Raw genomic sequence first — 14,597 nt, forward strand, 5'->3', positions numbered from 1 at the left:
CTCATTGTCTTTTGAATGTCATGCCGCTCTAAAAAAGAGCCTCGCGTCAGTTTCCGCTACTCATGATATTCATCATAGTAATCCTCGGCATCCTCTTCATCCTCAAAATCATCCGCATTGTCCTCGTAAAAATCTTCCGGATCATCATAATCATTGACGTGATATTCATCCTCATCTCTGCCCTGGACTGTCGGCGAAACCGTCGGCGTATTGCTCCGGTCTGTTCCGTATCCGTCGTATATGTGTGTTTCGGGGTATTCCGTTCCACGATTATCCGTGTTTTCACTGTTTTCTTTGTTTTCTTCGTACCGGGAAGCCTGGATGGCATCCACGTCTTGTTTTTCACCCGCAATATAATACGTTTCGTCCTGATACAAATCTTTTGTGTCTGTATAGGTAAGCCGACGGGATTCTGCCTGATCCGCAACTGTCAGATCGACAATTTTCCTGTACTCCACAGATTTTCCGTAGCACTTCAGATCTTCCGGGCTGTCCGCAATCTCTTCATAGCTCATATCAAACCCGTCCGGCAAGTCCGCCAATGCCGCATCACTCATGGAACTGTGCACCTGAGACGCGACTGACTCCATCCCCCGCAGTTTCTGCCATTCTTCCCATTCCCCCCAATTATCCGGCGGTTCCACAGTAATCACGGCATAATCAAGCCACAGATAACCGTTTTTCTCTTTGGAAAAATCGGAGGTAATCGAGACTTTGCGCACGGGATATTCCTCAAAATACAGCTTCAAATCTTTTTCTGTCCGCTCCTTTGCATCCGAGGCAACCAGTTTTCGATCCGATGCCAGAGCCTCCCTCTGAACCGCATACAGCTCCTCCTGTCTTTTTTGCACCTGCTCCGGGGAATGATAAAATTCCTGATACTTATAATTTCCGTAAACACAGGCAAGGATTCCTCCGGCAACAGAAAAAAGGACAGCAAGAGTAATTGCTTTTTTTCTCATTTTCCTTTCTCCTCCTGCAATCCCTCACAGACGCCCCACCGTACTTCCACTATTCCTCCTGTGCCGAACTCTTACTCCGCATCTGTTTTTTCTCTCACAATTTCCGCCCGAAATACCATAATGGTGTCGGCATCGGAACAGCAGAATTCCGCAGTTCCCTCTGCCTGCCCGGGAATTTTTCCTCCGTACCGCAGGATATCAATATAGGGAAACGCACAGTGCATGGCCATCGGACAGATCCGTCCCCTGTCCTCATCAAAATCAAACACCTCGCCGACATGGTGTCCCCGGTGACACCCTTGTTTTCCCCGCCGGTCTGTTACGGTTATTCTAATTTTCGGCTTCTTTTCCATCGCGAACCCACCTCCGGCTTTCCCAACTTCACAGCACATCCGTCAGCCTCTTCGTTATTATACCGCCATTTGCCAAACGAACATAGCCAAACATTTTACTCCGATCCAATAAAAAATATCCCGTTTACAAATGAAACATTTTTTATTACAATTCTTTCGAGACATCAAGAATGCATAATTTACAGGAGGATTCCATGAATACAGAAAAAAATATGCCGGTTCTGTTTGTCGGGCACGGCTCACCAATGAACGCAATAGAAAAAAGTCCCGCCAGAGAAGGCTGGAAAAAGATGGGGAAAAAATTTGAAAAGCCTGGAGTTATTCTCGCTGTATCTGCGCATTGGGCAACGGAGGGAACGTTCGTAAGAACCGCGGATACCAATCGCCAGATTTACGATATGTACGGATTTCCGGAGGAATTGTACGAAGTGAAATATGCCCCTGCCGGTTCTCCGGAATATGCCGGTAAAGTATTAAATCTTTTAGAAGGGACGGCAAAACCAGACAACTCCTGGGGCATTGACCACGGCGTCTGGAGCATTCTCTGCAATATGTACCCGGAGGCAGATATTCCGGTGGTCATGATAAGTACAGATGTCGGAGCCTCTCCGGAGCAGCTGTTTGAGACCGGCCGGAAGCTTCAGCCGCTCCGGGCCGAAGGCGCAATGATACTTGCAAGCGGCAATGTCGTTCACAATCTCCGCCTGGTGAACTGGGATATGCAGGACGGCTACGCATGGGCGGATTCCTTTGACACAGCAATCCGGGATGCCATCCTTTCCGGTAATCCATCCATACCTCTTGGGTTCAGGAAGATACCGGATGTGCAGAAGGCTGTTCCGACCATCGAGCACTACGCGCCTCTGCTTGTGGCCCTTGGCGCAATTTCCAAAACGGACTCCGCAGCTGTTTTTAACGAATACCGGGAGCTGGGTTCCATGTCAATGACATCCTATATGTGGGAATAACCATTCTGCAGATACAGGATATGCATATGCCCTTCGGCATCATGGACAATCTGGCTTTTTACATGATAGACTTCCCGGATCATCTGTGTCGTGAGCACTTCCTCCGGCGTCCCGCTGGCCAGAATCTGTCCGTCGCGCAGAACATAAAGTCTGTCACAGAACATGGCTGCCATATTGCAGAACAGCCACGATCTGTTTCCATACTTTGTTTTTCATTTTCTTCTTTCCTTTCTGTCTGGAAATACGATGATTTAAGTGAAAAAGAATAATTACGGCATAAAAAAACCGGAAGGGTTATCCCTTTCCGGTTTCATTCTTCCGCCTCTTGATTACCTTCAGGCGGGTAAACTCTTCTCGTTCCTTTTCCTCCAGCGCCTCGGAAATATCCTTGGCCAGCTGTGTGTAATGGGGAATGGTGATATTCTTCAGCGCATTCGCCCGCTTCTGCGTTCTCTTGATGTTCATGGCAAGACGATACGCCGAATTTTCTATGCTGGAAAGCCGGATGGTCAGCTCCTTGACCTTCTCAAAGGCAATTCTCGCGTCATCCAGCGATTCTCTGGTGGTATAAAAGGCATAGTTCGGATACACACCGGACGGCTTCGACTCTGTCAGGGGGATCTCAACCCCCATGACGCTCCGCGTCTTAATCCGGATGCTGGTTTCTACCGGAACCGCATAGGCAATCTTCTGGACATTGCTGATTCCGTTCTCGATATCCGCCTTCTGCAGAGCCAGATAAGCCTGAGAGAAGGTTTCATCAATCTGTGACTGGATATCCTTTGCCTGGTCGATCAGGTTCATGATTTCCCGAATCAGAATATTCCGTTTTTTATCCATCAGGTCATAACCCATTTTGGCCAGAGACAAGGAATTCTTGGCCAGAATCAGGTTTCCCTTGGTAGGAAATGTAGTCGGATCCATACTTCATCCTCTCGTTTATCTGTAAATGTCCGCCGCCCAGACGCCTCATGCAAAAGATCCGGAAAAGAACCCCTGAGGGCACCGTTCCATGCTTCTGCCATCAGCGCGTTTTCCGTTTGCGGAACACCGGCGCTTACGCTGTCTGATCTGCAAACTCTACAGTCTCGGTGGACGGATCGTACACAGATTTCTTGTAATACTTGTCCAGGAGCTTCGTGTCAATACGGTCCAGTTCCTCCCTGGGCAGAAGACCCAGCAGTTTCCAGCCGATGTTCAGCGTAGTCTCGATATCCCTGTTTTCCTCCGGGCTCTGTCCGATGAAATGCTTTTCAAACATTTTGCCGAAAATCAGGTACAGCTTGTCGATATCGGAAAGCTCATCCTCGCCGATAACAGACGCCAGAGACCTGGCGTCTCCCACTTTCGCGTAGCAGGAGAAAAGCTGGTTGGCGACATCCTGATGATCCTCTCTGGTGTAGCCTTCTCCGATACCGTCCTTCATCAGACGGGAGAGAGAGGGGAGTACGGAGATGGGCGGATAAATCGACTGTCCGTGCAGCGCACGATCCAGAACAATCTGCCCCTCGGTAATATATCCGGTAAGATCCGGAATCGGGTGCGTAATATCGTCATTGGGCATGGTCAGAATCGGGATCTGCGTCACCGATCCGTCAATCCCCTTCACAATTCCGGCGCGCTCGTAGAGTGTGGCAAGCTCGCTGTACAGATATCCGGGGTAACCTTTTCTGGAAGGAATTTCTCCCTTGGAGGAGGACACCTCACGCATAGCCTCGCAGAAGGAGGTGATATCCGTCAGAATAACCAGAATGTGCATGTTCTTCTCAAAGGCCAGGTATTCTGCTGTCGTCAGCGCGATCTTCGGTGTAATCAGACGCTCGACAACCGGATCATTGGCAAGATTCAGGAACATCACCACATGATCCGATACGCCGCTTTCCTCGAAGGTCTTGCGGAAATAATCCGCCACATCATATTTGACACCCATGGCGGCAAATACAATGGCAAACTTTTCATCGCTATTGTCTCCCAGAGACGCCTGCTGCACAATCTGCGCCGCCAGACGGTCATGGGGAAGTCCGTTTCCGGAGAAAATCGGCAGCTTCTGTCCTCGAATCAGCGTCGTCAGTCCGTCAATGGCGGAAATACCGGTGCGAATATAGTTTCTCGGATAGAGACGGGTAACAGGGTTCAGCGGAAGACCATTCACATCCCTGCGGACATCGGAGGTAATCGGCCCCAACCCGTCAATGGGAACGCCGATACCGTTAAAGGTCCGTCCCAGCATATCTTCCGAAAGAGATACCTCCATGGGGTGCCCCGTCAGGCGGGTTCTGGTATTTTCCAGGGACAGCCCTTCGGTTCCCTCAAACACCTGAATCAGAACCTTGTCCTTATATGCTGCGATAATACGGCCCAGTTTTTTCTCTTTTTCCGAAATCTGGAACTCCACGATCTCATCATAGGCGGCGTCTTCCACACCTTCCAGTACAACCAGCGGACCATTGATTTCGCTTAAGCCTAAATATTCTATCGCCATACTGCGTAACTCTCCTTATGCGTTCTTCTCCAGAACCTCATCATAGAATTTGTCAATATCCTTCCTGTACTGATCAAACATCTCCGGCTTGTCGTTCGGCACATCATACTTCATGGCTACAACACGCTCGAAAATATCACTCTGCTTCAGCACGGACATAGGCTGCCCCATCAGAATCAGTGTCTTTGCCTTCTGATAGAGATAAAGGATCGTCTCCATCATCAGGAACTGCTTCTTCATGGGAACAGAAGTATCGTCTTTGTGGAACGCATTCTGCTGCAGGAATCCCAGGCGGATAACCCTGGCAATTTCCAATGTCAGCTTCTGGTCGTCCGGAAGCACATCGGAACCGATCAGCTTTACGATCTCCATCAGAGAATGTTCCTGGTTCAGAATCGCGATAAACTGATTTCTGTCGTCTACAAATTTTTTATCGACATTTGTGGTAAACCACGGCGAAAGATCGTTGACATACTCGCTGTAGCTGTCCAGCCACTGGATGGCGGGGAAGTGACGGGCATAGGCCAGCGACTTGTCCAGTCCCCAGAAGCAGCGGACATAACGCTTGGTATTCATGGTTACAGGCTCGGAAAAATCACCGCCCTGCGGAGATACCGCTCCGATAATGGAAACGCTTCCCTCCGTGCCGTTCAGGTTCTGCATCATTCCCGCGCGCTCATAGAACGCAGACAGACGGGAGGCCAGATAAGCCGGATAGCCTTCCTCGGCCGGCATTTCCTCCAGACGTCCGGAAAGCTCACGTAATGCCTCCGCCCAACGGGAGGTTGAATCCGCCATGATGGCCACATCATATCCCATATCCCGGTAATACTCGGCCAGCGTCAGACCGGTGTAAATAGATGCCTCACGGGCTGCCACCGGCATGTTGGATGTATTGGCAATCAGTGCCGTCCGGTCCATCAGCGGATTTCCGGTACGCGGATCTTCCAGTCCCGAAAATTCCTCCAGAACCTGGGTCATCTCGTTTCCGCGCTCCCCGCAGCCGACATAAATAATGATATCCGCGTCAGACCACTTGGCGATCTGATGCTGCAGCATGGTTTTTCCGGTTCCGAATCCACCGGGAATCGCCGCTGTCCCGCCCTTTGCGATGGGGAACATGGTGTCCAGTATTCTCTGTCCGGTAACCAGCGGCTCACTGGAGGAGTAATGCTTCGCTGCCGGACGCGGCACACGAATCGGCCACTTCTGGCAAAGGGTCAGTGCTTCCTCCCTGCCGTCCCTGTGACGGATTTTTACAATCGGATCCAGAATGGTGTATTCGCCGTCCTCCGTTACCCAGGTGACCTCGGCATCTAATACGGCCGGGGGGACCATGGAACGGTGCGTAATGCTTTTTGTCTCCGGGACCTCTGCAATAACCGTTCCTCCGGTTACATGGTCTCCAACCTTTACCTTCACGGTAACCGGCCATTTTTTCTCTGTATCCAGGGAATTTACAGCCAGACCGCGGGTGATATATTTTCCGGATTTCTTGGCAATCTCAGAAAGCGGACGTTCTACACCGTCAAAAATATTATGCAGGATTCCGGGTCCGAGGGTGACAGAAATAGCAGCTCCGCTTCCCTCTACCACCGCTCCCGGCCGCAGGCCGGAGGTCTCTTCATATACCTGGATGGTAGTCTGCTCGGATGTCAGGCTGATTACCTCGCCGACCAGTTTTTCCTCGCCGACATAGACCATCTCACCCATTTTGAAGCCTCTGGCGTTCTTTACATAAACCACAGGGCCGTTGATGCCGTAGATAATATCCCTTGTGTGTTCAGACATGCTCATAGCCTCCTTCAAAGGTGAAGCGGTCTTTTTCTTCCTGCAGCAGAACACTGAACGCAAAATCGAACAGCAGGTTTCTGCCCGGAATCTTTGCCCGGACGCCGCCCATCATATTTTCCTTAGATGTCTCCATCGGCACTCCGGTTTTCCGGGAGATGGTTTCTGCCAGTCCCTGATCTGAGGAATCCAGCAGATAATGAACCTCCTCTCCGTCGGCAACCATCTTCTGCGCTTCCTTCACCTTCTGACAGATATAGTCAATATAGGCAGGGGTTTTCTTGAACTCCATCAGATTCTGAACAACCTCTTCAAAGAGTTCTTTCTTCAGCGCGTCGCTGCGCACGGAAAGATTGCGGCGGATTCCCAGCTGTTCCCTGGAGAGTTCAATATTGTTCTCCCTCTTCAGCTTTTCCTCCTCGTCCGCCAGCTCGATTTTTTCCAGACGGTTCTTTCTCTGCTTATGCTCTTCAAACATCTGGTCCAGAGCGGCCTGATGTTCTTTGATCTTCTCCTGGGCCTGCTTGTTGGCGCTGTCGATGGATTTTTCGTAAAAGCTTTCTAACTTTTCTTCGTTTGTCACGGTATTGTCTCCTAAAGCCTTACCTACAGCTTCACTCCGATTGCTTCATTCACATAGGATGTGATAAAGTCTTTTTTCCGCCCTGTGCCATGCCGGTCGGGAATTTCGATCAGCAGCGGCGTGTGATGATGGAGCCGGATATCATCAATGATCTCCGGAAACTCCTTGCCGAATTTCTCCGTCAGGAGAATGATGGCGACGTCCTTGTCCGCGACGGCGGATTCCAGGGCCTCCCGGAGCTCCTCCCTCTCGTGTACGACAACACCTTCGACACCCGCCAGCCGCATGCCGGTCAATGTATCGACATTATCACTGATCAGAAACATTTTCATACAGTTAACCCAGCTGGCCGATGATCATAAAGGAAATGATCAGACCATACAGAGCAATACCTTCGGCCATGGCTACGAAGATCAGAGATTTACCGAAAATAGAACCATCCTCGCTGATTGCGCCCAGCGCCGCGCTGGAAGAGCTCGCGACACCGATTCCGGAACCCATGCCGGAAAGACCGATAGCCAGAGCAGCGGCGATATAGCCGAGACCTGTACCTGTGCTGACGGTTCCGGCATCCGCATGTACGGAAGCGGCGCCTGCCAGCGTAACAACAGCGGCAATCGCAAGAATTCCGAAGAAGCCGAGGCAGTTTGCCGCCAGTGTATGTTTATAACGTGTTTTGCTGTGATCTCCCTTGTAGAATACGGTAAACGGGATCACGATTGTCATTACCAGAGCTGCTGCTGTAAGAATCTGAATCATTGTTGTCATTTTAATCCTCCCGGGTAAATTTCCCTTTGTTCATAATGATATCCACTGCCGAATACGGCGTGGCAAAAGCACCATAACTGTCTTTAGTTCTGTCCGGCCTTTCGGATAAAAGGCTTGAACTCACGTCCGTCCCCTTTATAGAACCGGCTGAACATCTCATAATACTCCAGACGGAGAACCTGGATTCCAACCATCAGTCCTTCCATCAGCATGACAAAAATATTTCCTAATACAACGCCTATGATGTTTGGAGAACTGCCGCTTCCTGTCGCAAGAAGCATAACCACCTGCATCATTGCCACATGGCTGACCGCGTAGGCACCGATTCGCACGTAGGAAAGTGTATTGGAAAGATAACTGAGCAGCGTCTCAAAGGTTTCAAAGAACGCCTGGACAAAATACATTCCCTTGCCGCCTTCAATAAACGGCTTTCTGTGCTGTACCATGCGGGCCAGCATCTCTTTCAGGAAGATGCCGACAAGCCCCAGAACAGCCAGAACAATAAGGATTTTCAGGACAGTTCCCATGCCCCCGTGCCCGGTCATAATAAGGAATACCATGGCGACAATGCTTCCATAGAAGACAAGTCCTGCCACCGCATTCTGACTGAACCAGGTGTTCTCCACATCCTTCTGCTTTACGGCATTGATGATGGCCAGCACAATATCGAACAGGATCATGAACATACCGAAAGCAATCGCAAGCACAAATACAGTATTGATGTTTCCGAGTCCCGGAAGCCGTACCATATCGTCCTTCGGATGAATCAGGGCGTCATACGGCAGGAATTCCTCGAATCCGAAAAAGCTGTTGTAAATAAGGCCGAAAATGGTGGAGAAAATTCCCGCGGTTCCGATAATGGCCGCCAGCGGTTTTCCTTTCCATTTGTACAGCAGAAAGCCTCCGATCAGAAGGCAGAGCCCCTGCCCGAAATCCCCGAACATGATACCGAAGATAAAGGCATAGGTCAGTGTCAGATAAACGGTCGGATCAAATTCATGGTACCCCGGCAGCCCGTACATCCGCACAAACATCTCAAACGGCTTGAAGAACCGCGGGTTTTCCAGCTTCGTCGGCGGCTGGGAATCTATATTGGCGTCATCGTCTTCCACCATACAGAAGATCTCAGTTTCATCCTTGATATCCTCCTGGAACGCGGCCGCGTCTTTTTCGGACATCCATCCGCAGAGGATGTAAAAGGTCTGGGATTTGGACTTTGTAAGGGCAGCCATCTTCCGCACATCAAAATGGCTGGAATAGCTCTTCAGAAGATCCCGTGCCTCAAGGATTGTCCCCGCTTCCTTCTCCAGCAGGCTCTGCATCTCCCGGGTGCACTTTTGTATGCCTGCGTCAATCCGTCTGATGGCCGCCTGCGCGTTCCGGTATTCCTCCTGCGGAGTTCCCCGGAATTGATCCGACATATAAATCCGCTCAAAATGCAGAGACGCGTAAACCGCGTCCACCTTCTGGTGGTTGTTCTTCGGGGTAAAATACACACCGTAAACATACTGGCTGTTGGAATAACACTGGTAGAAAACAGAATTGCTGTTTTCATAGATGTAATTCTCAAATTTTGTGAAAAACTCTCTGGCAATCCGCCCGAACCGGTAGTGGATAAAATGATAGTTCATCATATCCTCGAACCGGACCGGAAGGCTCTGGAAAGGTTCCAGCGTTGTCATCTGTTCTTCATAGGTTTTGCGGTCATTCCGCAGGGCTTCTCGTTCGTTCTGATTTTTCACGAACGGCACATCGGTCTGATTCACCGTATTGAGCGCTTCTTCGATAGTCATCGGTTTCGCAGACGGCTTCCTTCCGGCCGGAAGCATGGACACATACTCCTCTGCCTTCTGAAGCGCTTCCTTATAAGGATTGATTTCGATATAAGGAGTCAGCGTCTGAACCGTTTTCAGCTCGGCAAGCGCATTCTCAAGATGAATTTCATAGCGGGACAGGTACTTCTCGACCACACGGTCGATGTCCGCCTTAGGGCCGGTGATGCTAAGAAATTTCATTTTCAGGATCAAAGCAAAACACCTCCAACGGTTAACTGGTTACAATAGCATCCTTATTCTATCTGCAGGAGATGTGCACTTCCGCAAGCTCCGGGGAGATCTTGTAGCGCACACACTCGGTGGCAATCACTATCCTGTCTACCTCGTGGTCCTTGTAATACAGATAAGAATATAATACAGCCGGAGAATACGGGTTATTCCGCGACTCTCTTGCCAGGATTTCCTTCAGGATTGCGGAATAACAGGCTTCCAGCTTTTCGGAGGTAAAGTCTCCGAACTGTCTGGCGTAATAGCTGTTTCCGATAACATTCTCCGCTGTCTGGACACTGTCGGCTTCCACCATCGCTTTGATCTCGGATTTTGACAGCCGGTAGTTGACCGGCAGCAGAAGCGCGTAAATATCCGCATCCGACATATGGTAATTTGCCTTGCAGCGATGAATCCAGATAATATTCAGCATATCGAACTTGGCGCCAAGAATATGCGTCAGCTCTGTCATCTCCGACTTATTTGACGCCTTTCCCTTGGTTTTCCAGAGAAGTCCGAAATAAAACAGGTCAAGAGCCGTCTCAAAATCAAAAATTGTCGGATGATCCCCCGCAAGAACCTTGCTCATGGCAGGCGCGTATAAAGTTCCGGACAGAAGCGAAACAAATTCCTCGATCGTCTCCGCCTCGGTCAGCTCCGTGAAACGAAGCTGCGATATCCTGCCAAAGTATCTTGGGAAGGCGCTTAAGTCCGGGCGTTCCGGACGCTGTCCGAAAATAGCGTACAGACATTCCTTCAGGAAATACACCTCGTACCGCATCATATAGATGCCAAGGAATTCCTTCTGTTCCGCATTGGCGAACTTGTATAACTTGGTAAAATCGTAATAGACACTCTCCCGGAGAAGCGGCTCTATATTCCCCCGGTGAAGGTGGGCGTCGTCCAGGCTGCGCAGGACATACTCATAATTCCCGCGCTGCCGGAGCCAGGCTACAACTGCGGGAACATCCGGCTGCGCCAGGATTTCCCGAAACTGCTCTTCTGTAAGAAGCCGGCTCTTCATTGCGCTGACCTTCGCCGAGATGCCGCTGTAGGACAGAAGTCCGTGCATCATGCCAGGCAAAAAATCACTTCCTTATAATAGAATCGAAAATCTGGGAAGCCAGCTTCTCGTGGTTGGTCTCATAGTAATGATTCAGATTTGCTAAATTTTGTTCTGCTGACGTTTTCAGGTTCTGCAGTTCCTTCTGGCGGTTCACAGACAGCTCCGCCTTCAGTTTGTCCAGCTTATCTGCCGTGATTTTGTCTGCTTCCCTGTCATAGTCCGCAACCTTTTCCTCGTACGCCTGATCCTGCGCTTTGGTCTGTGCCGCGGCATCGTCCAGAATACGGGCTGTTGCTGTCTCAATCTGGGTGATCTTGTCAATAATTGGATCCACAGCAATTCCTCCGTTTTTTCTCATCGCAATAAACAATATTTTAATACATCCATTTTTCACAAAAGTCAAGTGAATCTCCCTCACCTTACAGGGGTTTAACAGTGTATTTTGAACAAAAAAACGGCCTGGTTTGTTCACAATTTGTAGAGCCGACTATTTTTACGGACATTGTATGAAAAAAAAACAAGTTTCCCCTCTTGCCACGCAGCTTTCCTCGTGTCTTTCTTTATGGTATCATGCAGCCTGTAAAAGAATGGATTTTGCCGAACACCACAGGACAGATGAATCATAGATCACCAAAAATGAGGCATAGATGAACAAGGAGTTGCAGAACAAATGAGATTACGAAATATTCCCGGCTCGAAGGAAGCCATTGATGCCAGCGATTTTGTCGTCCACGACAGCAGTGCACAGAAGGGACACTGGCAGGAGCTTTTTCCCTCCCCATCCCCTCTTTACGCAGAGATCGGAATGGGGAAAGGGCGCTTTCTGATGGACATGGCAGCTGCTTATCCGGACAGAAACTTTATCGGCATTGAGATGTACAGCAGCGTCCTGATCCGGGCCATCGAAAAAGCAGAAAAACGCGCACTTGGAGAAAATGCCCCGACCCGGGCACAGATGATTCACTCGGCCCGCGCAGAGCTTCAGGGTGGAGGCAGTCTTGAAGATGCTTCCGCCGACTCTGCTCCCGGACCGGATTTATCGGAAAAAAGAGAGTCTTTCCTCCGTTCCTGCAATTTCCGCTTTCTGCGCCTGGACGCCAGGGAATTGGAGAGTGCTTTCGCTCCGGGGGAAATTGCGGGAATCTATCTGAATTTTTCAGATCCATGGCCTAAGGACCGGCACGCCCACCGAAGGCTGACTTCCCGGCAGTTTCTGAAAAGATATGAAACGGTACTGCAGCCCGAAGGGACGATTGAGTTCAAGACAGACAATATTGATCTGTTCCGGTTCTCCCTGACTGAAATCCGGGAAGCCGGATGGGAGCTTCTGGCGTACACCTTCGACCTGCACCACGATCCGGAACTGAATACGGGGAACATCATGACAGAGTACGAGGAAAAGTTTTCGTCCCGCGGCAATAAAATCTGCAAACTGATTGCCAGAAAACCGGATGTATGATACATTGCAGATGGAACACGACAGGAGCATTTCCCTGAATGATACAAAGAAAGGATGATATATTATGGTACATGTACTGAACGCAGATACTTTTGACACAGAGGTTTTGAAAGCAGACGGACTCGTTATCGTAGATATGTTCGCTACCTGGTGCGGCCCCTGCAAGATGATGGCTCCGATTGTCGATAATCTTGCCGAGGATTATACGGACGTTAAATTCTGCAAGCTGGACGTTGATCAGGCTCCCACCGTGGCTGCCAGATACGGTGTCCAGTCCATCCCCACCTTCCTGTTCTTCCGCAACGGAGAACTGGTTCGCACACTGGTAGGCGGAAGAGATGCCGATTCCTTCGCGGACGAGATCGACGCGCTGAAGTAAGAGGGGCTGTCTTTATTTACATGACACAGCTTCGTGCTGTCCATGCAGCTGCGAACAACAGCATGCAATAAAGTAAATTCGCAGGGGGATATTCTGAAAGAAACATCCGCAGCGCCGGTCCTTTCTCCCTGCAGTGCATAAGCGCTGCAGGGAGATTAGTACCGCTGCGCGAGGACAGAGCGCAAGCGGTTTCTGGAAGAATATCCCCCTGCGATTTATTTAATAGGTATAAAATCCTTTTCCCGCGTTAATTCCTTTTTCTCCCTTATCAATCTTCTCTTTCAGAAGCGCGGCGATTTTCTGCATGGTCGATCCTTCTTTTTTCGACTCCGGATTCAGGGAAACAATGTTATAAGCCGTTTCCAGTCCAACAATGTCCAGAATCTTAAACGGTCCTACCGGGGCGCCGGTTCCCAGCTGCCAGGTTTTGTCAATGGTTTCCGGATCCGATACTCCCTCCGCCCAGAGCATTTCTGCCGCGTTCAGGAACGGAACCAGCAGGGAGTTCAGAATATACCCCGGCTGCTCCTTGTGCAGCTGAAGCGGAACCATCTGCAGCTCCTGTGCAAATTCTACTGCTTTCCGGAAGCTTTCCGGACTGGTTCCCGCGTGTCCCATGACCTCCGCCGTATTGTTTTTCCAGATGGAATTGGCAAAATGAAGTGCCAGATACCTGTCCGGCCTTCCTGTATGCTCTGCGAACATGCTGGGCAGAAGGGTTGACGTATTCGTCAGCAGCAGGGTTTTCTCATCCAGCAGATCTCTCATCTTTTCATAAATCTCTACCTTGGCCTGCGGGTTTTCAGACATGGATTCAATCACTACGTCCGCCCCCTTCAGCGCCTCTGCCATATTCAGGCTGATATGCAGCAGACTGCCAAAGCGTTCCTTTGCCTGCGCCGCCAGCCTGTCAATTTCTTCCGGTGTCATGCCTTCCCATTTTGTGATCAGTCCTCTTGGATAAAGGAATCCTCCCATCGGGTTTCCGATCAGCTTTTTGGCTGCCTCCAGATCTGCCAGCATAGCTTCTTCGTAATGCTGTATTTTCGGCTGGGTTCTTCCCACCGAACCCTCGCTGCGCAGCCAAATTGTCGTGTCATGCCCTGTGTATGCGCACATCAGGGCAATCTGGGTTCCCAGAACTCCGCCGCCTACTACAACAACTTTTCCAAATTCCATGTTACTCGCCTCCTGCTCTATAACTGATTCGTATACCTATGGTGCCAAAGCGATCCTCTTCCCTTTTTCTGCACGAAGGAAAGAGGCATGTTAAAAACATAACATGTTCCGGTGGAAACTGCATCCGATAAAGAATTTTTCCTATGTATTTTTTTACATACAGACAATCGTATACGGAGGATATACAAAGTCAGTAATTATCTGAAAAATTGTTTCTTATCACACACAATTCCGAACCAGTTCGGAAAGATTTTTTACTACCGCAAAGTCAAGTGTTTTTCGGATTTTCTTCCACAAAAAAGCATTTTTATCAGAACTTCACAAAACATGCGTTCTGTTGAAAACTTATGGTAACGTGTTATTTCATCCTCTTTTTTGTGGATAAAGTGGATAACTTCGTTGATAACTCTATTTTCCGGGCATTTCCAGATATATTTTATGTGGATAGATTTGTGAATGAATGTCAGTAAATTTTTTTGTCTCCGACAGCCCGGAGGTTCTTTTGTGCAGTTTTTTTAATCTCAAATTTTCAAAGCAATTCAGACAATTTTATGTAACCTGAAAT

Annotated in this window: 16 protein-coding genes; 3 read left to right on the top strand and 13 right to left on the bottom strand. The window is 49.5% G+C overall.

The genetic code is table 11. The features are described from left to right. Window positions 1–56: 56 nt before the first annotated feature. Together FYJ60_RS06090 and FYJ60_RS06095 are read right to left on the bottom strand one after the other, a co-directional pair. Window positions 57–962: a hypothetical protein gene (locus tag FYJ60_RS06090; protein ID WP_154457777.1), complete on the bottom strand. Its 906-nt coding sequence runs from the start codon at window positions 960–962 to the stop codon at window positions 57–59. A 71-nt stretch (window positions 963–1,033) separates the two neighbouring features. Continuing rightward, a complete protein-coding gene (locus FYJ60_RS06095; RefSeq protein ID WP_154457865.1) occupies window positions 1,034–1,315 on the bottom strand; it encodes a TIGR04076 family protein in 282 nt (93 codons plus the stop codon). A 194-nt stretch (window positions 1,316–1,509) separates the two neighbouring features. On the opposite strand from FYJ60_RS06095, the gene ygiD reads away from it, so the two are divergent. Then, the gene (gene ygiD / locus FYJ60_RS06100) at window positions 1,510–2,283 is read left to right on the top strand and encodes a 4,5-DOPA-extradiol-dioxygenase (protein WP_154457778.1); all 774 of its coding nucleotides are present in this window, start codon (window positions 1,510–1,512) and stop codon (window positions 2,281–2,283) included. Here ygiD and FYJ60_RS06105 read toward each other — a convergent pair. From FYJ60_RS06105 to FYJ60_RS06150, 10 genes are all read right to left on the bottom strand, one after another. Next, the gene (locus FYJ60_RS06105; RefSeq protein ID WP_154457779.1) at window positions 2,268–2,456 is read right to left on the bottom strand and encodes an ATP-binding cassette domain-containing protein; all 189 of its coding nucleotides are present in this window, start codon (window positions 2,454–2,456) and stop codon (window positions 2,268–2,270) included. The two genes, ygiD and FYJ60_RS06105, sit on opposite strands and share 16 nt — an antisense overlap. 121 nt (window positions 2,457–2,577) lie before the next feature. Next, on the bottom strand, window positions 2,578–3,207 hold the full coding sequence (locus FYJ60_RS06110) for a V-type ATP synthase subunit D (RefSeq protein ID WP_154457780.1): 630 nt from the start codon (window positions 3,205–3,207) through the stop codon (window positions 2,578–2,580). Window positions 3,208–3,340: 133 nt separating this feature from the next. After that, window positions 3,341–4,765: a V-type ATP synthase subunit B gene (locus FYJ60_RS06115; RefSeq protein WP_154457781.1), complete on the bottom strand. Its 1,425-nt coding sequence runs from the start codon at window positions 4,763–4,765 to the stop codon at window positions 3,341–3,343. A 15-nt stretch (window positions 4,766–4,780) separates the two neighbouring features. Further along, a complete protein-coding gene (locus FYJ60_RS06120; RefSeq protein ID WP_154457782.1) occupies window positions 4,781–6,556 on the bottom strand; it encodes a V-type ATP synthase subunit A in 1,776 nt (591 codons plus the stop codon). Continuing rightward, window positions 6,549–7,139 carry a V-type ATP synthase subunit E gene (locus FYJ60_RS06125; protein ID WP_154457783.1) on the bottom strand — a complete coding sequence of 197 codons (591 nt, stop codon included), beginning with the start codon at window positions 7,137–7,139 and terminating at the stop codon, window positions 6,549–6,551. Before FYJ60_RS06125 ends, FYJ60_RS06120 begins: the two co-directional genes overlap by 8 nt. Window positions 7,140–7,162: 23 nt before the next feature. Beyond that, window positions 7,163–7,471, bottom strand: coding sequence for a V-type ATP synthase subunit F (locus FYJ60_RS06130; protein ID WP_154457784.1), 309 nt, complete (start codon window positions 7,469–7,471; stop codon window positions 7,163–7,165). 4 nt (window positions 7,472–7,475) lie between these two features. Next, window positions 7,476–7,907, bottom strand: coding sequence for an ATP synthase subunit C (locus tag FYJ60_RS06135; RefSeq protein WP_154457785.1), 432 nt, complete (start codon window positions 7,905–7,907; stop codon window positions 7,476–7,478). An 83-nt stretch (window positions 7,908–7,990) separates the two neighbouring features. Further along, window positions 7,991–9,934, bottom strand: a complete 1,944-nt coding sequence (locus FYJ60_RS06140; RefSeq protein ID WP_154457786.1) for a V-type ATP synthase subunit I — start codon at window positions 9,932–9,934, stop codon at window positions 7,991–7,993. A gap of 46 nt (window positions 9,935–9,980) precedes the next feature. Continuing rightward, window positions 9,981–11,024, bottom strand: a complete 1,044-nt coding sequence (locus FYJ60_RS06145; RefSeq protein WP_235903352.1) for a V-type ATPase subunit — start codon at window positions 11,022–11,024, stop codon at window positions 9,981–9,983. 13 nt (window positions 11,025–11,037) lie between these two features. Continuing rightward, entirely contained in the window at window positions 11,038–11,349 is a 312-nt protein-coding gene (locus tag FYJ60_RS06150) for a hypothetical protein (RefSeq protein ID WP_154457788.1), read from the bottom strand. A 336-nt stretch (window positions 11,350–11,685) separates the two neighbouring features. Between FYJ60_RS06150 and trmB the strand changes: the two genes are divergently transcribed. Together trmB and trxA are read left to right on the top strand one after the other, a co-directional pair. Beyond that, complete coding sequence (trmB, locus tag FYJ60_RS06155) at window positions 11,686–12,474, top strand: tRNA (guanine(46)-N(7))-methyltransferase TrmB (RefSeq protein WP_154457789.1); 789 nt, start codon at window positions 11,686–11,688, stop codon at window positions 12,472–12,474. 64 nt (window positions 12,475–12,538) lie between these two features. Beyond that, the gene (gene trxA, locus FYJ60_RS06160; protein WP_154457790.1) at window positions 12,539–12,853 is read left to right on the top strand and encodes a thioredoxin; all 315 of its coding nucleotides are present in this window, start codon (window positions 12,539–12,541) and stop codon (window positions 12,851–12,853) included. 219 nt (window positions 12,854–13,072) lie between these two features. Here the strand turns inward: trxA and FYJ60_RS06165 are convergent, their stop codons facing one another. Then, the gene (locus tag FYJ60_RS06165; protein ID WP_154457791.1) at window positions 13,073–14,032 is read right to left on the bottom strand and encodes a 3-hydroxyacyl-CoA dehydrogenase; all 960 of its coding nucleotides are present in this window, start codon (window positions 14,030–14,032) and stop codon (window positions 13,073–13,075) included. Window positions 14,033–14,597: the final 565 nt, after the last annotated feature.

It is taken from the genome of Bilifractor porci, assembly GCF_009696005.1.
In the GTDB taxonomy this organism is placed as follows: domain Bacteria; phylum Bacillota; class Clostridia; order Lachnospirales; family Lachnospiraceae; genus Bilifractor; species Bilifractor porci.

Excerpts from the sequence above, each read along its gene's own strand:
- FYJ60_RS06090 (WP_154457777.1), bottom strand. The coding sequence starts at position 962 with ATGAGAAAAAAAGCAATTACTCTTGCTGTCCTTTTTTCTGTTGCCGGA.
- FYJ60_RS06095 (WP_154457865.1), bottom strand. The coding sequence starts at position 1,315 with ATGGAAAAGAAGCCGAAAATTAGAATAACCGTAACAGACCGGCGGGGA.
- ygiD (WP_154457778.1), top strand. The coding sequence starts at position 1,510 with ATGAATACAGAAAAAAATATGCCGGTTCTGTTTGTCGGGCACGGCTCA.
- FYJ60_RS06105 (WP_154457779.1), bottom strand. The coding sequence starts at position 2,456 with ATGGCAGCCATGTTCTGTGACAGACTTTATGTTCTGCGCGACGGACAG.
- FYJ60_RS06110 (WP_154457780.1), bottom strand. The coding sequence starts at position 3,207 with ATGGATCCGACTACATTTCCTACCAAGGGAAACCTGATTCTGGCCAAG.
- FYJ60_RS06115 (WP_154457781.1), bottom strand. The coding sequence starts at position 4,765 with ATGGCGATAGAATATTTAGGCTTAAGCGAAATCAATGGTCCGCTGGTT.
- FYJ60_RS06120 (WP_154457782.1), bottom strand. The coding sequence starts at position 6,556 with ATGTCTGAACACACAAGGGATATTATCTACGGCATCAACGGCCCTGTG.
- FYJ60_RS06130 (WP_154457784.1), bottom strand. The coding sequence starts at position 7,471 with ATGAAAATGTTTCTGATCAGTGATAATGTCGATACATTGACCGGCATG.
- FYJ60_RS06135 (WP_154457785.1), bottom strand. The coding sequence starts at position 7,907 with ATGACAACAATGATTCAGATTCTTACAGCAGCAGCTCTGGTAATGACA.
- FYJ60_RS06145 (WP_235903352.1), bottom strand. The coding sequence starts at position 11,024 with ATGATGCACGGACTTCTGTCCTACAGCGGCATCTCGGCGAAGGTCAGC.
- trmB (WP_154457789.1), top strand. The coding sequence starts at position 11,686 with ATGAGATTACGAAATATTCCCGGCTCGAAGGAAGCCATTGATGCCAGC.
- trxA (WP_154457790.1), top strand. The coding sequence starts at position 12,539 with ATGGTACATGTACTGAACGCAGATACTTTTGACACAGAGGTTTTGAAA.
- FYJ60_RS06165 (WP_154457791.1), bottom strand. The coding sequence starts at position 14,032 with ATGGAATTTGGAAAAGTTGTTGTAGTAGGCGGCGGAGTTCTGGGAACC.